Origin of the sequence: Knoellia sp. S7-12 (assembly GCF_040518285.1) — a bacterium.
Classification (GTDB): Bacteria; Actinomycetota; Actinomycetes; order Actinomycetales; family Dermatophilaceae; genus Knoellia.
In genome coordinates this window covers 944,292-963,469 of record NZ_CP155449.1, presented here as the reverse complement: position 1 = coordinate 963,469, position 19,178 = coordinate 944,292, and the positions used below count along the sequence as shown (strand labels likewise).

22 protein-coding genes and 1 pseudogene are annotated in these 19,178 nt (G+C 67.9%); 10 read left to right on the top strand and 13 right to left on the bottom strand.

Features of this window, described 5'->3' with window-relative positions; translation table 11 throughout:
* The first annotated feature begins 31 nt into the window (after positions 1-31).
* Both V6K52_RS04635 and V6K52_RS04630 read left to right on the top strand, forming a co-directional pair.
* A complete protein-coding gene (locus V6K52_RS04635; RefSeq protein WP_353952727.1) occupies positions 32-1,450 on the top strand; it encodes a mycothione reductase in 1,419 nt (472 codons plus the stop codon).
* A gap of 90 nt (positions 1,451-1,540) precedes the next feature.
* Positions 1,541-1,954 (top strand): hypothetical protein, encoded by a 414-nt coding sequence (locus V6K52_RS04630; RefSeq protein WP_353952726.1) that lies wholly within the window; start codon positions 1,541-1,543, stop codon positions 1,952-1,954.
* A 40-nt stretch (positions 1,955-1,994) separates the two neighbouring features.
* Here the strand turns inward: V6K52_RS04630 and V6K52_RS04625 are convergent, their stop codons facing one another.
* The 4 genes from V6K52_RS04625 to V6K52_RS04610 all read right to left on the bottom strand — a co-directional run bounded on the left by V6K52_RS04625 (position 1,995) and on the right by V6K52_RS04610 (position 6,548).
* Entirely contained in the window at positions 1,995-3,281 is a 1,287-nt protein-coding gene (locus V6K52_RS04625) for an MFS transporter (RefSeq protein WP_353952725.1), read from the bottom strand.
* Between the two features lie 41 nt (positions 3,282-3,322).
* Positions 3,323-3,712, bottom strand: coding sequence for a DUF779 domain-containing protein (locus V6K52_RS04620; protein ID WP_353952724.1), 390 nt, complete (start codon positions 3,710-3,712; stop codon positions 3,323-3,325).
* A gap of 1 nt (position 3,713) precedes the next feature.
* A complete protein-coding gene (locus V6K52_RS04615; protein ID WP_353952723.1) occupies positions 3,714-5,231 on the bottom strand; it encodes an aldehyde dehydrogenase family protein in 1,518 nt (505 codons plus the stop codon).
* Between the two features lie 96 nt (positions 5,232-5,327).
* Positions 5,328-6,548 (bottom strand): transcriptional regulator, encoded by a 1,221-nt coding sequence (locus V6K52_RS04610; protein ID WP_353952722.1) that lies wholly within the window; start codon positions 6,546-6,548, stop codon positions 5,328-5,330.
* A gap of 159 nt (positions 6,549-6,707) precedes the next feature.
* Between V6K52_RS04610 and V6K52_RS04605 the strand changes: the two genes are divergently transcribed.
* Positions 6,708-7,694, top strand: coding sequence for an IS481 family transposase (locus V6K52_RS04605; RefSeq protein ID WP_353952152.1), 987 nt, complete (start codon positions 6,708-6,710; stop codon positions 7,692-7,694).
* 31 nt (positions 7,695-7,725) lie between these two features.
* Here V6K52_RS04605 and V6K52_RS04600 read toward each other — a convergent pair whose 3' ends face one another.
* The 3 genes and pseudogenes from V6K52_RS04600 to V6K52_RS04590 all read right to left on the bottom strand — a co-directional run.
* Positions 7,726-8,451: a VOC family protein gene (locus V6K52_RS04600; RefSeq protein WP_353952721.1), complete on the bottom strand. Its 726-nt coding sequence runs from the start codon at positions 8,449-8,451 to the stop codon at positions 7,726-7,728.
* Positions 8,448-9,431: an o-succinylbenzoate synthase gene (locus V6K52_RS04595; RefSeq protein ID WP_353952720.1), complete on the bottom strand. Its 984-nt coding sequence runs from the start codon at positions 9,429-9,431 to the stop codon at positions 8,448-8,450. Before V6K52_RS04595 ends, V6K52_RS04600 begins: the two co-directional genes overlap by 4 nt.
* A pseudogene (locus V6K52_RS04590) lies at positions 9,428-9,556 on the bottom strand (VOC family protein); the annotation flags it as partial. The pseudogene V6K52_RS04590 and the gene V6K52_RS04595, both read right to left, overlap by 4 nt.
* Positions 9,557-9,689: 133 nt before the next feature.
* Here V6K52_RS04590 and V6K52_RS04585 point away from each other — a divergent pair.
* On the top strand, positions 9,690-9,926 hold the full coding sequence (locus V6K52_RS04585) for a hypothetical protein (protein ID WP_353952719.1): 237 nt from the start codon (positions 9,690-9,692) through the stop codon (positions 9,924-9,926).
* Positions 9,927-9,939: 13 nt separating this feature from the next.
* Here V6K52_RS04585 and V6K52_RS04580 read toward each other — a convergent pair whose 3' ends face one another.
* Positions 9,940-10,824 (bottom strand): hypothetical protein, encoded by an 885-nt coding sequence (locus V6K52_RS04580; protein ID WP_353952718.1) that lies wholly within the window; start codon positions 10,822-10,824, stop codon positions 9,940-9,942.
* Between the two features lie 131 nt (positions 10,825-10,955).
* Here V6K52_RS04580 and V6K52_RS04575 point away from each other — a divergent pair, with 131 nt between their 5' ends.
* The 3 genes from V6K52_RS04575 to V6K52_RS04565 are packed head-to-tail and all read left to right on the top strand — an operon-like array spanning position 10,956 to position 12,603.
* A complete protein-coding gene (locus V6K52_RS04575; RefSeq protein WP_353952717.1) occupies positions 10,956-11,198 on the top strand; it encodes a ribbon-helix-helix protein, CopG family in 243 nt (80 codons plus the stop codon).
* Positions 11,195-11,656 (top strand): TA system VapC family ribonuclease toxin, encoded by a 462-nt coding sequence (locus V6K52_RS04570; protein ID WP_353952716.1) that lies wholly within the window; start codon positions 11,195-11,197, stop codon positions 11,654-11,656. The genes V6K52_RS04575 and V6K52_RS04570 overlap by 4 nt, the downstream gene beginning before the upstream one ends.
* On the top strand, positions 11,653-12,603 hold the full coding sequence (locus tag V6K52_RS04565; protein ID WP_353952715.1) for a 1,4-dihydroxy-2-naphthoyl-CoA synthase: 951 nt from the start codon (positions 11,653-11,655) through the stop codon (positions 12,601-12,603). The genes V6K52_RS04570 and V6K52_RS04565 overlap by 4 nt, the downstream gene beginning before the upstream one ends.
* Positions 12,604-12,607: 4 nt before the next feature.
* On the opposite strand, the gene V6K52_RS04560 is transcribed toward V6K52_RS04565, so the two are convergent.
* Positions 12,608-13,063, bottom strand: a complete 456-nt coding sequence (locus tag V6K52_RS04560; protein ID WP_353952714.1) for a hypothetical protein — start codon at positions 13,061-13,063, stop codon at positions 12,608-12,610.
* 46 nt (positions 13,064-13,109) lie between these two features.
* On the opposite strand from V6K52_RS04560, the gene menE reads away from it, so the two are divergent.
* From menE to V6K52_RS04545, 3 genes are read left to right on the top strand one after another with little or no spacing between them, the layout of a single operon-like run.
* The gene (menE, locus tag V6K52_RS04555) at positions 13,110-14,288 is read left to right on the top strand and encodes an o-succinylbenzoate--CoA ligase (RefSeq protein ID WP_353952713.1); all 1,179 of its coding nucleotides are present in this window, start codon (positions 13,110-13,112) and stop codon (positions 14,286-14,288) included.
* Between the two features lie 4 nt (positions 14,289-14,292).
* Positions 14,293-14,535, top strand: coding sequence for a PLD nuclease N-terminal domain-containing protein (locus tag V6K52_RS04550; protein ID WP_353952712.1), 243 nt, complete (start codon positions 14,293-14,295; stop codon positions 14,533-14,535).
* 11 nt (positions 14,536-14,546) lie between these two features.
* A complete protein-coding gene (locus V6K52_RS04545; RefSeq protein ID WP_353952711.1) occupies positions 14,547-15,431 on the top strand; it encodes a 1,4-dihydroxy-2-naphthoate polyprenyltransferase in 885 nt (294 codons plus the stop codon).
* A 100-nt stretch (positions 15,432-15,531) separates the two neighbouring features.
* Here V6K52_RS04545 and V6K52_RS04540 read toward each other — a convergent pair whose 3' ends face one another.
* Genes V6K52_RS04540 through V6K52_RS04525 form a run of 4 tightly spaced genes read right to left on the bottom strand, consistent with a single transcriptional unit; the run spans position 15,532 to position 19,178 of the window.
* Entirely contained in the window at positions 15,532-15,858 is a 327-nt protein-coding gene (locus tag V6K52_RS04540; RefSeq protein ID WP_353952710.1) for a DUF4229 domain-containing protein, read from the bottom strand.
* 1 nt (position 15,859) lies between these two features.
* Complete coding sequence (ccsB, locus tag V6K52_RS04535) at positions 15,860-16,858, bottom strand: c-type cytochrome biogenesis protein CcsB (protein ID WP_353952709.1); 999 nt, start codon at positions 16,856-16,858, stop codon at positions 15,860-15,862.
* The gene (locus V6K52_RS04530; RefSeq protein WP_353952708.1) at positions 16,855-18,441 is read right to left on the bottom strand and encodes a cytochrome c biogenesis protein ResB; all 1,587 of its coding nucleotides are present in this window, start codon (positions 18,439-18,441) and stop codon (positions 16,855-16,857) included. The genes ccsB and V6K52_RS04530 overlap by 4 nt, the downstream gene beginning before the upstream one ends.
* Positions 18,441-19,178 carry a cytochrome c biogenesis protein CcdA gene (locus V6K52_RS04525; protein WP_353952707.1) on the bottom strand — a complete coding sequence of 246 codons (738 nt, stop codon included), beginning with the start codon at positions 19,176-19,178 and terminating at the stop codon, positions 18,441-18,443. The genes V6K52_RS04530 and V6K52_RS04525 overlap by 1 nt, the downstream gene beginning before the upstream one ends.

Below are 19,178 nucleotides of genomic sequence, written 5' to 3'. Positions count from 1 at the left end.
TGGACGGAACCACCCGGCATACGCTGAAGGCATGGCGACGCACCACGACCTGATCATCATCGGCACCGGGTCGGGCAACTCGCTCGTCACGCCCGAGCTCGAAGGCCTCGACATCGCGATCGTCGAGGAGGGCACGTTCGGCGGCACCTGCCTCAACGTCGGCTGCATCCCGACCAAAATGCTCGTCCTTCCCGCTGACCGCGTCCTCGAGTCACGCGAGGCTGAGCGCCTCGGGGTGACGATCAGTCGCGAGGTCAGCGTCGACTGGCCCGGGATCCGCGACCGCATCTTCACCAACCGGATCGACCTGATCGCCGACGGTGGTGAGCGCTACCGCCGAAGCCAGGGCTTTGTGACCGTGTATGCCGCGACCGCCCGTTTCGTGGGCGAGCGTCACCTTGCGCTGTCGACCGGTGAGGAGATCACCGCCGATCGCGTCGTCGTCGCCGCCGGGTCGCGTGCCGACCTCCTCGACATCGACGGGCTGGACAGGGTCGACCCGGCGCGTGGAATCCACACGAGCGACACCGTGATGCGGATGGACGAGCTGCCTCAGCGGATGGCGATCGTCGGCGGGGGCTTCGTGGCGTGCGAGTTCGCGCACGTCTTCAGCGCACTCGGTGTCGAAGTCACCCAGATCCAACGCTCGTCCGCCCTGCTGCGCGCCGAGGACGCCGAGATCTCGCGCCGCTACACCGAGCTCGCCCGTGGCAGACACGACGTGCGGCTCGAGACCGTCGTCACGTCGGCCATGCGCTCCGACGCGGGCACGTGGACGCTCGGGCTCAAGGGTCTGGACGGCGACACCGACGTCGAGGTCGACGCCGTGCTCGTCGCCGTGGGTCGGACCCCCAATGGTTCCCGGCTCGAGGTCGAGACCGGCGGCATCGAGGTCGACGCCCGCGGCGTGGTCGTCGTCGACGCGCAGCAGCACACCACGGCAGACGGTGTGTGGGCCCTGGGTGACGTCGCGAACTCGTGGCAGCTCAAGCACGTCGCCAACCACGAAGCCCGCATCGTCGCCCACAACCTCGCCGTCGACGCCGGGCGGATGGACGGTGAACCTCTCGACGCCGACCACCGGTTCGTGCCGCACGCCGTGTTCGGACACCCGCAGATCGCGGCGTTCGGGCCGACCCGGGCCGAGCTCGACGAGGCCGGGACGCCCTACGTCGCCAAGACACAGTCGTTCGGCGACACGGCCTACGGGTGGGCCCTCGAGGACACGACCGGCATCCTCACGGTCTACGCCGACCCGTCGACCAGGCTCATCCTCAGCGCCCACTGCATGGGGCCGAACGCCTCGACGCTCATCCAGCCGCTCATCCAGGCGGCGTCGTTCGGGCAGAACGCGCACGAGGTCGCGCGGGGCCAGTACTGGATCCACCCCGCGCTCGCCGAGGTCGTCGAGAACGCCCTCCTCGGCCTCGACGTGCAGCCTCGTCACTAGTCGAGGCGGGCCATGGGATCGGGTCGGGTGCGCCGTTAGCGTGAAGGGACGAGGACTCCGGACCCGGAAATGGTGAGCGAGGTGAGCGCCGTGAAGGCGTCGCGTTGGGCAGGTGGAGTGACACTCGCGTATGCCGTGGGCTTCGGCCTGCCGGCCATCCCCATCGCCGCCTACGTACGGAGCGAGCGCGCGCTCCCTTGGTTGTGGGACCTCTTTCCGATGTACGGAGGCCCGTGGTGGGACGCCCTGACGGTGAACCAGTTCATCGCCACCCTGCTCGCCTTCGCTGGCGTGACCGGCGTCGTCGCGGTGGGGGGCGTCCTGCTGTTGAGCAATCGTCGCCTCGGTGCGATCCTCGCGGTCGCACCCATCCCGGTCGAGGTCGCGTTCTGGATCGGCTTTGCGCTGCCCATCCCACCGGTCATGGCCGTGGCACGAGTGGCCTTGGTCGTCGCGGCCTGGCGTCGCCTGGCGCCTGTCACCGACAGGACCGCCCCTGCCTGACCACCTGCCCTGCCCCCACGCACCACCCGAGGCCGCAGCCTCAGGGGGTCGGGTTGCGGGCGTCGTAGCGCAGGAAGCCCGGCGTCAGCTTCGCCAGCACGACAATCGCTGCGACACAGGCGAATCCGCCGACCAGCGCAGTCATCCCCTCGCCGATGTTCTCGGCGACGAACCCACCGATCAGCTCACCGAGCCGCGGCCCGCCCGCCACGACGACGATGAACACACCTTGGAGCCGCCCACGCAGGTGATCCGGCGTCGCCGACTGGAGGATCGTCGTCCGGAAGACCGCGCTGACCGAGTCCGCCGCCCCGGCGACGGCCATCGCGACGAGGCCGAGCCACAGCGCCTGACCCCGGGTGAGCACGTCACCGGCCGCGAGCATGGCTGCCCCGAGGCCGGCGATCGCGGCGCCCCACCCGACGATCGAGATGAGGATCGCGCGCCCCTGATGGATTACCGAGCCGAGCCGTCCGGAGAAGAACATCGCCCCGATTCCGCCGACGGCAGCAGCGGCCGAGAGGGCGCCCACCGTCGTCGCTCCGCCGCCGAAGATCACCGCTCCCGCTGCCGGGAAGAGCACTCGAGGCTGCGCGAGGACCATGGCGGCGATGTCGGCGATGAAGGTCATGCGGACGTTGGGTCGCGTGGCGAGGAACGTGAATCCGTCCAGGACGGAGCGTATGCCGGGTTTGGAAGGCACGGTCTTGACGCCGCCTGGATCTGCGGGTTCCGGTGGGAGAGAGGGCAATCGGGCCAGGCCCCACAGCGCGGCGGTCGTGATGATGGCATCGACCGTGTAGGCCGTCTTGAAGCCACCCCAGTCGACGAGGACGCCCGCGAGCAACGGCCCCACCGTCATCGACGCGTTCATCGCGAACACCGACAGGGCGTTCGCCGCTGGGAGTTGGTCGCGGCGCAGGATCCGCGGATAGATCGAGGTGCGCGCCGGTGAGGAGACGGCAAAGGCGGCGTTCCACGCGGCGACGAGCGCATAGAGCACCCAGACCTGGGTGTTGCCCATCCATGCCTGGAGCGCGCAGAGGATGCTCACGAGGAACGCGACGCTCTGGGCGACGAGCCCGACGATCCGTCGGTCGAAGTGGTCGATGAGCGTCCCGCCATAGAGACCCATGACCACGAGCGGGATGAGCGCGCACAGCCCGACGATGCCGACCGACGCCGTGGAGCGAGTCAGGTCATAGACCTGCAGGCCGATGGCGACCACAGCGAGCTGGGAGCCGACGTTGGAAAGGGTGAACCCGGCATACAGTCGCCGGTAGTTCGCATTGCTCCGGAGCGGTTCGAGGTCCAGGAGCAGCGGCACCCTGCGACTCTATGTCGAGCCGACGAGACGGCGGAACCCCGTCAGAACAGACCGAACGCGACGAGCTCCTCCTCCGTCATGAGCCGCGAGCGGATGAGGAAACGAACGCCCTCCGGCGCCTCGACCGAGAAGCCCGACCCCCGCCCCGGCACGACGTCAACGGTGAGGTGGGTGTGCTTCCAGTACTCGTACTGCGTGAGGCTCATCCAGAACTCGATCGGCGTCACGCCTCCGGGCGCCAACGTGCCGAGCAGCACGTCGGCGTCCGAGGTCATGAACTCTCCGACCGGGAAGCACATCGGTGATGACCCGTCGCAGCACCCACCGGACTGGTGGAACATCAGCGCACCGTGGATGCGCTCCAGTCGCACGAGAAGCTCTGCGGCAGGGTCCGTGAGCTCGACGCGGGTCATCACAGATGGCTCGGTCATCTCAGAAGAATCCGAGCTTGTCGGGGCTGTAGCTGACCAGGAGGTTCTTCGTCTGCTGGTAGTGGTCGAGCATCATCTTGTGGTTCTCGCGGCCGATGCCCGACTGCTTGTAGCCACCGAACGCTGCGTGCGCGGGGTACTGGTGGTAGCAGTTCACCCACACGCGTCCGGCTTCGATCCCACGACCCATCCGGTATGCCGTGTTCGTGTCTCGCGACCAGACGCCGGCTCCCAGCCCGTAGAGGGTGTCGTTGGCGATGCGGAGAGCATCGTCGCGGTCGGTGAACTTCGTGACCGACAGGACCGGGCCGAAGATCTCCTCCTGGAAGACCCGCATCGAGTTGTCACCCTCGAACACGGTCGGCTCGATGTAGAAGCCCCCCTCGAGACCGTCGACCGTGCGCCTGTTGCCACCGGTGAGGACCTTGGCGCCTTCCTGCTTGCCGATGTCGAGATAGCTGAGAATCTTCTCGTACTGGTCGTTGCTGGCCTGGGCGCCGACCATGACGTTCGGGTCGAGCGGGTTGCCCACGGTGATGGCGTTGACGCGGGCGATGGCCTTGTCCATGAACTCGTCATAGATCGACTCCTGCACGAGGGCACGCGAGGGACAGGTGCAGACCTCGCCCTGGTTGAGCGCGAACATTGTGAAGCCCTCGAGCGCCTTGTCGAGGAACGCGTCGTCGGCGGCCATGACGTCCTCGAAGAAGACGTTTGGGCTCTTGCCACCAAGCTCGAGGGTGACCGGGATGATGTTCTGGGACGCGTACTGCATGATCAGGCGGCCCGTCGTCGTCTCGCCCGTGAACGCCACCTTGTTGATGCCCGGGTGAGTTGCGAGGGGCTTGCCGGCTTCGACACCAAAACCGTTGACGACGTTGAGGACGCCGTCGGGGAGCAGATCGGCGATGATCTCGACGACCTTGAGGATTGACGCGGGGGTCTGCTCGGCCGGCTTGAGGATGACGCAGTTGCCAGCTGCGAGAGCGGGAGCGAGCTTCCACGTCGCCATGAGAATCGGGAAGTTCCACGGGATGATCTGCCCGACGACGCCGAGCGGCTCGTGGAAGTGATAGGCCATCGTGTCGTGGTCGATCTCCGAGATCCCACCCTCCTGCGCGCGGATGCAGCCGGCGAAATAGCGGAAGTGGTCGATCGCGAGCGGGAGGTCGGCAGCGAGGGTTTCGCGGACGGGCTTGCCGTTCTCCCACGCTTCGAGGACGGCAAGCTCCTCGAGGTGCTGCTCCATCCGGTCGGCGATCTTGAGCAGGATGTTGCTGCGCTCGGTCGTCGACGTGCGGGCCCACGCGTCCTTGGCGCCGGTGGCTGCCTGGACTGCGGCATCGACGTCGGCGGCCTTGCTGCGGGCGACCGTGACGAACGCCTTGCCGTCCACGGGCGAAATGTCCTCGAACGTCTCACCGTCCTGCGCTGGCAACCACTTGCCACCGATGAAGTTGTCGAGCTGCGACGGCAGTGTCACCTTCGAACCGTCGGCGTTGGGGGGTGCAAAGACCATGACCGGACCTCCTTGTCCTGGGCGACGCGCCAGTGCGTCACCACTTGCGCGGACGCTAGGACGGGTGGGGTTGGTCAGAGGTTGGTCAGAGCTGACTCAGCGGTTGGCCGAGTGGATCGCGATGAGTTCGGCCCGGGCAGGATGCGGCCGGTCACCGAGCGCGGCCAGGGCGCGTTCGACGACCTCCGTGTCATAGGGCACCGACCGGGCGTAGCGGACGACGACGTCCGGCCGTGGGTCGGCAAGCAAGGACTCCCGCACGGCGACGGCGAGGAAGTCGCCGGTCGAGGTGAGTTCGGGTGACTCCGTGCCGGGCACAAGATCTCCGCCGTATGCCGCGACCGCACCTTCCACGTCCCCGCTGCGGACCGCGCGCATCACCTCGACCGCGTCGCACGTCACCGGGAGGTCGAGCCGGTAGGGGCGGGAGGTGAGCCGTCCGCCGAGAGCCTGCCTCAGGTGCGACACCTCGGCCTTGAGGGTTGACGCGGAGACGCGGGCATCGCCATAGAGCGCAGCATGCAAGGCATCGAGGCTCAGGCCCTGGGGGTGGAGGGCCAGGATCGCGAGGATCTCGCTCTGGCGCCGCGTGAGGAGCAGCCGAGCACCGTCGACGTGCGCCTCGGCCGCGCCGAGGACGCGCAGCGAGAGCCCGCTGCCGGCATGGGAGGTCGGGCTGCCTGACCCTGCGCGCGGGATCTCACGTTCGAGAAGCGAGGCCAGCGCAGTGGCGGTGGCGGCGCCGATGGGGTGGGTGCGGTCCCACGTCGTCGACAGGTCGAGGACACCGAGCTGCTCGCCGGTGACGAGATCGCGCACGGGCGCCGCCCAGCAGACCCAGTTGTGGACGATCGGCGCGTAGTGCTCGGCCGAAAAGACCGACTGGGTCCGGCCAGTCTGCTGTGCGAGAGACAGCGCATTGGTGCCCACGCTGCCCTCATCCCAACGACCACCGGCGACGAAGTTGACGCGTTCGGCCTTGCGTCGCATGACTCGTCCGCCGTAGGTCCACAGGATGCGGGTGTCGCGATCGGTCACCGCGACGACGAGGTCACCATCCTCTGCCGCGCGACGCAGTTCACCCTCGAGTTGGCCCACCGCAACGTGGAGCGGAGAGTCCTCGAACTCCGCCTGCGTCTGGTCGGGGTCGTCCATCGGCGCCTCGCTGACGCTGTCCGGGACGTGGTCGGCGCTGCGGTTCCAGCTGTCGACGATCGTGTCGGGAACGCCCTCGGACCCGGTGCTGCGACGCTCCGCCCACTCCTCGCGGGCTCGCTCGAGCGCACTGCGTCGGCCCTTGAGGTCCTTGGTCGTCATCGACTCTCCGTCCACACCTGTTGGTCGCCACGCTAGCTGTACTGACCCGGGACGTTGGTTGAGTGATTGCGATCCGCTGATCTGATCAGTGGCGCGGGAAGGGCCTCCCGCGGTGGAGTGGAACTGCCAAGTCACCACTGCCACACACAGGAGGCCCTCATGTCCCACGCTAACGCTGCCCTGACGGTTCGTCACCGTCTTAAGGTTGCCCAACTTGTCGTCGATCAGGGCGTGCCGATCAGTGAGGTCGCGGCACGATTCCAATGTTCGTGGCCGACGGTGAAGCGGTGGGCTGACAGGTATGCCGCCGGTGAGCCGATGAGCGACCGCTCGAGCCGCCCGCACGTGATGCCGGCCAAGACCTGCGTGTCGACGACGAAGCGGATCGTGTCGTTGCGGCTGCGCAAGCGCCTGGGTCCGGTCCAGCTCGCTGCACACGTGGGTGTTGCACCCTCGACAGTGCACCGGGTGCTCACCAGGTGTCACCTGAACCGGTTGGCGCACGTCGATCGCGCCACCGGTGAGCCGGTGCGCCGCTACGAGCATGAGCATCCCGGGGACATGCTGCACGTGGACGTCAAGAAGTTCGGGAACATCCCCGACGGTGGCGGGTGGCGCTTCGTGGGCCGAGCTCAGGGCATGAAGAACCGGACAGCCACCCCGGGCAAACCGAAGAGCAAGAACCACAACCCGAAGATGGGCCACGCATTCGTGCACACCGTCATCGATGACCATTCCCGAGTCGCCTACGCCGAGATCCACGACAACGAGACCGCCGCCACCGCCACCGCCGTCCTGCGCCGAGCCGTCGCCTGGTACGTCGCCCGCGGCATCACCATCCGCAGAGTCCTGTCCGACAACGGGTCCCCGTACGTGTCACACCTGTGGCGGGACGTCTGCGCAGAGCTCGGCATCAAACACTCACGCACCCGGCCCCGCCGCCCACAGACCAACGGCAAGGTCGAACGCTTCCACCGCACCATGGCCGACGGATGGGGATACGCCCGCTGCTACACCTCAGAGACCGAACGACGCCAAGCTCTGCCAGCATGGCTCCACGAGTACAACCACCACCGACCCCACACCGCCTGCGGGAACAAGCCACCCAACACCCGCTTGATCAACCTGTCAGGTCAGTACAGCTAGCGGGGCGACATCCGCGCGGACAGGCGAACGGTCAGGGCAAGCGGTGAGTGAGGCAGTAGATGCGCCCGACGGGGTCGTGCATGACGGTCCAGAAGTCGTGCTCGGAGACGACGGTGGCGCCGGCGGCAACGTGGGCCTCTCGGCTCGCGGCTCGGTCGTGGCAGGCGAAGTCGACGTGTCCGCGGACGGTTCCGCTACGGTCGCCGAGCTTTTGGAACAACAGCCGGACGGGTATGCCGTCCGGTCGCGTCAGTGACGTGAACTCCGGGAGGGCTCCGGTGCGTCTGCGCCAACCGGTGAGCTGCTCCCAGAAGTCGACCTCGGCGTCGTACAGCTCGCTTGGCACGTCGAGGCAGATCTGGTCGAGCAGGTCGGGCTGGTCTTCACGGACCTGATTGATCGGCGAGCCAGCCTGCGTCCATGAGGTGAGGCAGAAGGTGAACCCGCCAGGTGAGGTCATGACGATGACGTCCTCCTGGCGAACGATTTCGCTGGCGCCCCGTCTTGTGGCCTCAGCGGCGGCTTCTGGCAGCGGCTGCTCGACGTCGAGATCGAGGTGGACTCCCCCGCCCTCAACGACGCGCTGCACCTTGACCCAGGCATCACCGAGCTGCGGCACCAGCGTTGCGAACTCACCTCGCTCGCCCCGCGGCGGCGAGAGCTCAGTGCGAGTGACCCTGTGCCAGAACGCCTCTGACGCCTCGGCATCGTCGTCAACGGTGTCGAGGAACGCCCACACCCAGCGCACCGTGATCATGTGACCTCCCAGGCAGAAGTGACTCGCTCGCGCCACCACTGGACTCGCTCGGGTGACGCTGCATGGCGGTCCAGCAGGCCGGGGTCGGCAGCGACTCGACGCACCGGCAGCTTGCCATCCACGGGCACGAGCGACTCTGCGGTCACATCACCGTCGAGCAGGGCCACGGTGCCGAGCCCACAGGCGTGGTCGAGTTGTGGCAAGGCGGCTGCCAGCGCCACCCCTGCCGCCATCCCGACGCTGGTGTCGAGGGCCGATGACACGACCGCGGGCAACCCGCACTCGGCGACGATGTCGAGCGCTCGCCGCACTCCCCCGAGCGGCGCGGCCTTGATGACGATGAGGTCCGCTGCCTCGAGGTCCCGCACGCGCATCGGGTCCTCCGCCTTGCGGATCGACTCATCGGCCGCGACCGGGATGTCGATCCCATTGCGGGCCAGGGCGATTCGCAGGTCGCGCAGCTCCTCGACACTTGCGCATGGCTGCTCCGCATACTCGATGTCGTATGCCGCCAGCCGGCCCAGAACCTCCGTCGCCGTCGTGATGTCCCAGGCTCCGTTCGCATCGACCCGGACCCGAGCGTGGGGTCCCATCGCCTCGCGAACGGCGGCCACACGGCATACGTCGACTTCTGTCGTTTGTCCGCGCTCGGCGACCTTGACCTTGGCAGTCGTCGTCCCGGGGAACCGCTGCAGCACAGCGGGAACGGCGTCAGGGGCGATCGCCGGCACGGTTGCGTTGACCGGCACGAAATCACGAAGCGGAGCCGGCCAGCCGTGCCACGCGGCCTCGACGGCGGCGGTCAGCCAGCGACTCGCCTCGGGCGGGGCGTACTCGAGGAAGGGGCCGAACTCGCCCCACCCGGCCGGGCCCTCGATGAGAGCCACCTCCCGCTCGGTCACTCCGCGAAATCTCACCCGCATCGGGATCGAGACAACCCGCAGCGAGGAGAGCAGGTCGTCGAGCGAGGGTTCGGTCATCGGTCGCGTGAGGAGAGGACGCAGAACTCGTTGCCCTCGGGATCGGCGAGCACGGCCCACGTGGCGTCGCCGGTCTGGCCGACGTCGACGCGGGTGGCGCCACGCTCGAGGAGTGCGGCGATGTCGTGACAATCGACGACGAGGGTGTACCAGAGCAGGGCCATGCACCAAACCTAGTCGCGCCTCGACAGCAGACCCACCGTGTCTTTGGACGGTCCCTCCCTTGCCAACGGTGGCCAGGTGGGATGCCATGGAGAGATGCAGACCACGATCAGCATGGATTCAGCCCTCCTCAAGCAGGCCCGCGACTACGCCAAGAGTGCTGGCCTGACGTGGAACGACTTCGCGGAGCAGGCCCTGCGCGCCCACCTCGAGACTGTCGATCCGGGCGGCGCCGCAGCCGTCGAGGCGACGGGTGAGGTGACCCACTTCGTCGTCGTCCCCGATGACCTCGCCAAGGCCGAGGACGGCCACAACTACAGCTGGCAGCGCTGAGGGGAACTCGAGCTCAGTCCGGGACGGGCCTGGTCGGCTCCGGGGTCGTCGCACGGAGGTGGAGCGCCGCGTCGCGTGCCGCGATCACGGCCTGACGGAAGGAACCGACCAGGAAGTCTGGCGATCCAAGAACTGACACATCGAGGAGCGGCCGCTCCCAACCGCCCAAGAGTGCTGTCTGCGGTGCGACCGCGCGCGTCATGGCCGACACCTTGTCGTTTGGCGCCGACCGTAGATTGAAGAGTGTGCGCAGCAAAGAGACCGGGACGACCCGCCCCTGACCCACGAGATCGTTTGCCTTGGCGACAGCGGTCAACGCGGCGCACGCCATCACCTCGTCGCCGGCGACACCGCGCAGAAGGGCGGGCTGCGCCACCACAGCCTTCACAAGGAGCCGGCGAGCAGCCGTGCGCACCTCGGCTCCGAGGATGAGTTCGGTCACCCGGGCGAGTTCGCGGTCAATGGACTCCAGCCGCAGACGGACGTCGTCACGGCACCCTGTCAGGTCGAGCTCCTCGCTCGGCAGGGGTCGGGCGTCAAGGGCGGTCAGCTCCTCCTCTCCACCGACGAGAAGTGAGAGCCAAGTGAGGATCTGCTCGTGTTTGGCCGGAGCCGGTGGCGTCGGCGGGACCTTCGGCGGCACGGGCCGACCACGCCCGAGTTCCATGGCGGCGCACTCGTAGCCGGTCCCTTGGATGGACCGCTTGCGGACGTCGATCACCTGGTCGTTGACGACGATGACTTCAAGCAGGTCACCCAGCGCGCGAGCGCTCGAAGTGCTGTAGTAGCCATCACCCGTCTCGCCGTAGGGGTAGTCATCATCGGGCTCATCCGCGCGGGCACCCCAGTGAGGCTCGGTGTATCGGTCCCGGTCGAAGTTCAGGATGTTGTCGTTCATGGGAGCACCTCCGGATATCGCAGGCAGCAGTGCGCCACCCGATCTCGAACGGTGCCAGACATGCGGGCGACTCCCGAAGAGTTATCCACAGGGCATTGCATCATGATGCGCGCCCATGATGCACTGATGCGATGCGCACGACGGTGACCCTCTCTGACGACCTCCTCAAGGCTGCTCGTCTGGAGGCTGCGCGCAACAATCGAACAGTGAGCAGCGTCCTCGAAGAAGCTCTGCGAGAGCATCTCGTGCGCAGTCAGCCCACCGCGCGAGCGGATTTCACCCTCCCCACCTTCGGCGGCGGTGGCCTGCTCGTGGATCTTCTTGACAAGGAGGCCCTGGCCGAAGCACTGGGCGAAAACGAGCCCATCGCGTGATCGTTTTCGACGTCAATGTCTTCGTCTACGCGATCGACAGCTCCTGCGCGCACCACGGCGAGGCGCGCCGCGCGCTTGAGACTGCTCTCGGCGGGGCCGAGACCGTGGCCGTCCTCGAGTCAACCCTGGTGAGCACGACGCGCACCGTGACCCATCGACGACTCATGTCGAATCCGCTGGAACCCGAAGAAGCTCTCGAGTTCTGCGCGGTCGTCCGTGACGCACCGGCGGCCCTGCCTGCCCCCTCGATGCCGCCGGCCTGGGGCCATTTCCATGACCTGGTCACGCGTCTCGGACTGCGAGGTTCGGACCTCAGTGACGTCTGGCTGGCCGCTCAGGCCCAAGCATTGGGGGCGCGCTTCGTGACGTTCGATCGTGGCTTCCGACGCTTCACAGAGCTGGACGTCACAATCCTCGGAGAGCGGTCAGCAGAGCCGACGCTAGGCTCCAACCCGTGACTGCGATCGATGGTGTGAGTGAGACGTTCGACCCGGCGGCGTGGGACGAGGTCGAGGGGTTCGACTTCACCGACGTCACCTACCACCGGGCGCGAGGCCTTGGTGCGGTCCGCATCGCGTTCGACCGGCCCGAGGTGCTCAACGCCTTCCGCCCGCACACGGTCGACGAGCTCTATCGCGCCCTCGACCACGCCCGCCGCAGCTCCGACGTCGGCGTCGTCCTTCTCACCGGCAACGGGCCGGGTCCGAGTGGCACCGGCAGTGAGGGCAAGTGGGCGTTCTGCTCCGGTGGCGACCAGCGCATCCGTGGCCGCAGCGGCTATCAGTACGCGGCGGACGGCACCGACGACGTCACGGCTGCCGGTGTCGACGAGCGACGGGTCAAGGCCGAGGGCGGCCGGCTCCACATCCTCGAGGTGCAGCGCCTCATCCGCACGATGCCCAAGGTCGTCATCTCGCTCGTCAACGGGTGGGCGGCCGGCGGTGGCCATTCGCTCCACGTCGTCTGCGACCTGACGATGGCCTCCCGGGAGCACGCCCGGTTCAAGCAGACCGACGCCGACGTGGGCTCGTTCGACGGCGGTTATGGCTCGGCCTACCTCGCCAAGATGGTCGGGCAGAAGTTTGCCCGCGAGATCTTTTTCCTCGGTCGCACCTACACCGCTGACGACATGCACCGCATGGGGGCCGTCAACATCGTCAGCGCCCACGCCGAGCTCGAGTCCGACGCGCTCCAGGTCGCCCGCGAGATCATGTCGAAGTCGCCGCAGGCCCAGCGGATGCTCAAGTTCTCGTTCAACCTCGTCGACGACGGACTCATGGGCCAACAGGTATTCGCGGGCGAGGCGACGCGCCTGGCCTACATGACCGACGAAGCGGTGGAGGGGCGCGACCAGTTCCTCGAGAAGCGCGACCCTGACTGGTCCCCCTTCCCCTGGTACTTCTGAGACCTCAACCCTGACCGCCGATGTCGACCTCATAGGCCTCATAGATGAGGTCTGCCCCACGCTGTCGGTGACGGACGATCCGACCGACCAGCGCGGTCGCCGCTTCCCGGTGTGCCGCAACGGCTTCCGCGCTCTGGAGACCAGCCTCTCGCTCACCAAGCAGGCGTTGGACGATCTCGACGAAGTCGAGGTGCTCGCCCATCTGCAGCCTCGCCACCGAGGCGAGCCGAGGCGCACGAGTCACCGCGTCGGCATACAGACCGCCGGGTTCTTCAGTGATGGAGCGATGGTCGCGCAGGTCGTGCTCCAACTCGGTCAGAGCGGCACGCACCCTGCGACGCCACAGCGCACCCAGCCCGACGGGCAGAGCCAGCGCAGCATCGAGAGCAGCCAACGATTCGCCCAGCTCGGCGCGGTGCGACCGAACCCGCTCGAGGTACTCCGCAAACTCAGGGTCCATTCGCCCATCATCCTCACGATCGCTCGCGCTGCCTAGAGTGAGCGGCATGAGGATCGAGCCGCTCGCCGTGCTGGCAGGCAAGGGCGTGCTCAGTGTCCTTCCACGTCTCGCGCTAGCGCTCGAGGGTGGTCACCCCATTGCCCCGTATGCCGCGGGGTCGACTTCCCCGGATCTCGCGCCTCACGATGTGGCCGGGCTCCCACCCGACCTTGCCGTCGTGGTGGGTACGTCCGGGTCGACCGGCAGTCCCAAGCGGGCGATGCTCGGGACGCAGGCCCTGCGCGCCAGCATCGACGCCACCCACACCCGCCTCGGCGGCCCGGGGCAGTGGTTGCTCACCATGCCGGGGCATCACATCGCCGGGCTCCAAGTGCTGCTCCGATCGCTCGTCGCCGGCACGACTCCCCATGTCATGGACCTGAGCGGCGGCTTCACCCCCGCCACGTGGACCGACACCGTCGACGCGATGCCGCCCACCGACCACCCGACCTATGTCTCCCTCGTCCCGACCCAGCTCACCCGGCTGCTGGCCGACGACGCGGCCACGAAGCGACTCGCGAGGTTCACCGCGGTCCTCATCGGCGGCGCCGCCACCCACCCCGACCTCCTGGTCCGCGCCGCCGACGCTGGTGTCACTGCCGTCACGACGTATGGCATGAGCGAGACCGCAGGGGGCTGCGTCTACAACGGCACACCCCTTGATGGCACCGAGGTGTTCCTTGACCAAGACGGTCGTATCCACCTCGCCGGCGACACCGTCGCCCACGGCTACCTCGGTGACCCTGCCCACACCGCAACCGCCTTCCCCACGCTCCCGGGTCGAGGACGGGTCTTCCTCACCGACGACATCGGTCACCTCGACGAGGACGGGAAGCTCCGCGTCGACGGCCGCATCGACGACCTTGTCAACACCGGCGGCCTCAAGGTCGCGCCGCGCCTCGTCGAAGAGGCCGTGGCGCGCCTCGACGGCATCGCCGAAGCGGTCGCCGTCGGGGTCCCGGACCGCGAGTGGGGAGAGGCCATAGCCGTCGTCGTCGTGCGGGCCACGGGTTGCTCACCCGACCACCCCGCTTCGGTGAGCGGACTGCGCGAGCAGCTGCGCGGCATACTCCCCGATCACGCTCTGCCCCGAGCGGTTCGCGAGGTGGCCTCGATCCCCACACGCGGACCCGGCAAACCCGACCACGCCGCCATCCGTGCATTGTTCGAGACCGTGGGAGAATGAGCACGTGCTCCGCTTCCTGCCCGTGCTCCTCGCTCTCGCGTTGTCGATCTATTGCGTCGTCGACTGCCTCCAGAGCGACGACCACCAGGTGCGGGGCCTCCCCAAACTCGTCTGGGTGTTCGTCATCCTGCTCTTCCCGTTTGCCGGGTCGATTGCCTGGCTTCTGGCTGGTCGCCCCAAGCTGACCCCGCCGCGTCGTCAGACCCGCGGACCCGACGACGACCCCGACTTCCTCAAAGGACTCTAGGCACCAACACCATGGCCACGTTCGAACAGTGGGTCGCCGGTGCGCGCCCTCGCACCCTCTTTGCTGCCGTTGCACCAGTCGTCATCGGCACCGCCGCGGCCGCCCAGCACTCCGAGCCGAGCTATGCGATCGCGATCCTCGCGGCCGTCGTCGCACTCGCCCTCCAGATCGGGGTGAACTACGCCAACGACTACTCGGACGGCATCCGAGGCACTGATGATGAGCGCGTCGGGCCGGTGCGACTGGTCGGGCAGAAGCTCGCCCGACCCGAGAGCGTCAAGGCGGCGGCATTCCTGACCTTCGGCTTCGCGGCGATCACGGGGCTCGCCCTCGTCGCGCTCGCGGAGGCCTGGTGGCTCCTGCCGCTCGGCGTCCTGTCGATCATCGCGGCGTGGAAATACACCGGTGGCGACAAGCCCTACGGTTACCGCGGCCTCGGTGAGATCTTCGTGTTCATCTTCTTCGGACTCGTCGCGACGCTGGGCACCTTGTATGCCGAGACCGGCGCACTCTCGTGGTTCGGGCTGGCGGCGGCCGTCGGGGTCGGCGCCATCGCGTCGGCGATCCTCGTCATCAACAACCTGCGCGACATCCCCAGCGACACCGAATCAGGCAAGAACACCCTCGCGGTGCGCCTCGGCGACCGGGGCACTCGGCGGCTGTGGCTGGGCCTCATCATCGTGAGCGTGCTCGCGGTCGCAGCCATGGCGATCTGGGACGTCTGGGCCCTCGTCGGGCTGCTCTCTGTCGCGGCCATCCTTGGCGCCGTCAAGGTCGTCATGGGCGGCGCCGAAGGGCGCCGGCTCGTGCCGGTGCTCGGCTCGACCGGCAAATACGAGCTGGCGTATGCCGTGACCGTCTTCGCTGGCATCCTCATCTCCCGCGCCCTCGCCTGACCGCCACCCCTTTCCCGCCGCCCCCGGAAAACAGTTCCCGAGCAAGGGAACTGTTCTCTTGTTCGGGACCCCTTTCCCGCCGCCCCCGGAAAAGGGTCGGTCAGCGGAAGTCGGAGTCGCTGTCGTTGCCGGTCGCGGCCCTGGGGTTGGACGTGGCGGGGCGCTCCTGCTCGGCGTCCTCAGCGAGTTCGTCGCCACGGGCTTGACGCTTGCGATCCACGCGCTGGTCGACGCGCTCGGCGATGGCAGCCGAGGCCTTCTGGCGGAAGGGCTTGAGCACGACCGCAGAGATGGCGAGCGAGGCCACCGCGGCGATGATGACGGCGAGCAGTTGCTCCTCGCGGTCACGCAGGCCGAGCAGCCAGGTCGCCGCGAGGCAGCCGACGAAGATCAGGGTCCTCAGGATGAGGTAGCGCACCATCGCCATGTCAGAGTCCCGAGTAGGAGTGCTGGCCGACGAAGTACACGTTGACGACGGCGTAGTTGATGATGATGCAGGCGAAACCCGCGACCGCGACCCACGTGGCCGACTGTCGACGCCACCCGCGGGTCACCCGCGCGTGCAGGTATGCCGCGTAGACGACCCAGATGATGAAGGTCCAGACCTCCTTGGGGTCCCAGTTCCAGTAGGAACCCCAGGCCTGCCGGGCCCAAATGGCGCCAGCGATGAGGGTGAACGTCCACAGCGGGAACGCGATGATGTGCAGCCCGTAGGCAAAGCGCTCGAGGGCGCGCGTGTCAGGCAGCGCGCGCAGCACACGAAGCCCACCATTACTTGCCCCGAAGCGGTCCTTGGCGAGATAGAGCAGCGCGACGACGAAGCCGACGGCGAACAGCCCGACCGAGATGGTCGCGACGGTGACGTGGATGACCAGCCAGATGCTCTTGAGCGAGGGCATGAGCTCGGCGGCCTCGGTGTACCAGATGGTGTTGGCGAGCCCGAGGAGGATGAGCACAGGCGCGACGACAAAGACTCCGAGCCAGCGCAGGTCGCGCCGGATGCCAGCCACGACGAAGACGATCATCGTGAAGAGTGCCGCAGCGACGCCGAATTCGAACATGTTGCCCAGGGGCCACCGCTCCACCGACCAGCCGCGCAGCGCGGCCGAGGCAAAGAGCAGCACCGTGCCCAGCAGGGCGAGGGTCTGGGCGATGCCGCCGGCCTTGCGCGCCCGCAGGGGCACCTCGGGCGTGGTCACCGCCGAAGCCGCAGCACCCGCGTTGGACGAGCCGGCGGAGACCGATCCACCGCCGGCAGCGACGAGCTCACGATCCTCGACGTCCACCGTCTCGGACTCGGCAACATCGTCACGCGCGGGAAGCCACCCAGCGAGGTACGCGGCATACCCGAGCATGGAGAGGGTGAGGACCGCCATCGCGGAGTACAGGCTGAGGTTGGCGTAGTTCGCCAGGGTCTCGTGGGTCACGTGCGTCGTTCCTTCAGTCGCGTGAGGACGTCTTCGAGCTGTTCGCCCATGCCCTCGTCGTCGTCCTTGGCCAGGCCGCCGATGCTCACTACGGTACGGCCCTCGTCCTCGGCGGGCGCAACCCGCACGAAGACCCGGCGCCGACGGATGGTCAGCGACAGGATGAGTCCCAGCAGTGCCACGAGGGCGGACACCAGGGTGACCTCCTTGCCGGGGTCGTTGCGGATCGAGATGCCGGCGAAACGCTCGACACCGTCGAAGGTGATGGTGCCCTGACCGCCGGGTAGCGTGTAGGTCTGACCCGGCGTGAGCCAGATGCGCAGGAGGTCGGTCCCCTCCTTGTTCTTGAGCTGGGTCATCTCGGCGGTGTCGAGCGAGTAGACCGACTGCGGCCGCCCACCGGGAAAGAGCGTCCCCTCGAATGCCGACAGCGCGAGCGCCGGCTCGAGGGCATCCGGGAACACCGAGCGCGGCCCCTGCTCGTCGAGGACCGCCGTCGGCAGGAAGAGCCCCGCGAACCCGAGCTGCTTGCCCACCGGCCCGGCACCAGCGACCTTGACCGCACCCACCGAGTTGTAGTTGTTGTCCTGCGCCAGGAACGGGGTCGCGTCGGAGTAGGTGACGTTGCCCTTGGCGTCCTTGACAGTGAGGTGCGGCGCGTAGCCGTTGCCGAGGAGGAAGGCCGTCCCGCCGCCGGTCTCGAGGGGTCCGTTGACGCGGATGACCTTCTTCTCGACCTTCGCGCCGGGTTCTTTCGTGAAATCGACGTATGCCGTGAAGTCCCGTGGGGAGCCGAACTGGCCCTTGCCCTTGACGTCAGTTTCGAACACGGCGTCGAACTTGGTGAGCTTCATCGTGAACGGCTGGAAGTCGGAGGTGTCGACGAGCGGCCCGGGGCTGAGGGTGTCGAAGCGAGCCGCCGTGTTGGCGAAGGTCTGGCCCACCGGGATGATCACGTCGCCCTTCCACCCGAAGAGGTGGCCCCCCGCCATCCCGAGGATGACCCCGATGAGGGCGAGGTGGAAGAAGAGGTTGCCCGTCTCCTTGAGGTAGCCCTTCTCGGCAGAGATGGTGGAGTCGTCGTGCGAGTGCATGCGGAAGCGGCTCGACTTCAGGGCTGCGCGCACGTCGTCGAGCACGTCCTCAGGGTCCCCATCGAGGGTCAGCGTCTCGTGAGCAGCAAGTCGCTCCAACCGCTTTGGCGCGCGCGGCGGCTGCGAGCGCATGGCCTTCCAGTGGACCTTGGAGCGCGGCAGGACGCAGCCGACCAGTGACACGAGCAGCAACAGATAGATCGCCGCGAACCAGGGCGAGGCATAGACCTCGAAGAAGCCGAGCCGGTCGAGGATCGGGCCGGTCGTCTCGTGGCGGGCGATCCAGTCGGTGGTCCGGACGGCGTCGATGGAGCGCTGCGGGAAGATCGAGCCGGGCAGGGCGGCGACGGCAAGCAGGAGGAGCAGGAAGAGCGCGGTGCGCATCGAGGTCAGCTGGCGCCACGCGAACCGGAGCAGTCCGAGGGCGCCGAGCCTGGGCTGGGTGATCTCGTCGCGACGTGGGTCATTGGGCTGGGTCGACAGACTCATCAGATCGCCACCTCGAATCCGTTGATGAGCTCGGTCTGGACCCACCGCATGAGGTCCTCCCAGACGCCAGTGATGAGAAGGATCCCGATCGCGACGAGGAAGCCGCCACCGACCAGCTGGACGGCGCGGTGGTGGTGTCGCACCCAGCTGGAGACGCGGTCGAACCGCTCGATGCCGGCTGCCGCGAGGATGAACGGCAAACCCAGACCCAGGGCGTATGCCGTCGCGAGCGTCACCGCTCGTCCCTGGCTCGGCTCCGTGACCGATGCCGACATCGCCAGCACGGCGCCGAGGGTGGGGCTCGTGCAGGGGGCCCAGCCGAGGGCGAAGACCGCGCCGAGGACGGGGGCACCGAGAAGGCCGGCCCGAGGTCGCCACGTGGGGCCGAACTGGCGCTGCGAGCCCATGCCCAGGAACACGAGTCCCATGAGGATGACAAGCACCCCCCCGACGCGCATGAGGATCTCTCGATGCTCGGTGAGGCTGCGTCCGAGCGTGGCGACGAACAGGAACATCAGGATGAACACGACGGTGAAGCCGAGCACGAAGAGCACCGACCCGAGCACCATCCGACCGCGCGAGCGCTGCTCCAGCGCCGTGTCGCTCAGCCCGGTGACGTAGCCGAGGAAGCCCGGCACGAGCGGCAGGACGCAGGGCGACGCGAAGGACACGAGCCCGGCGAGCGCCGCCACGAGGACGGCGAGCGGCAGGGCTCCGGAGGCGATCGTGTCGGACAA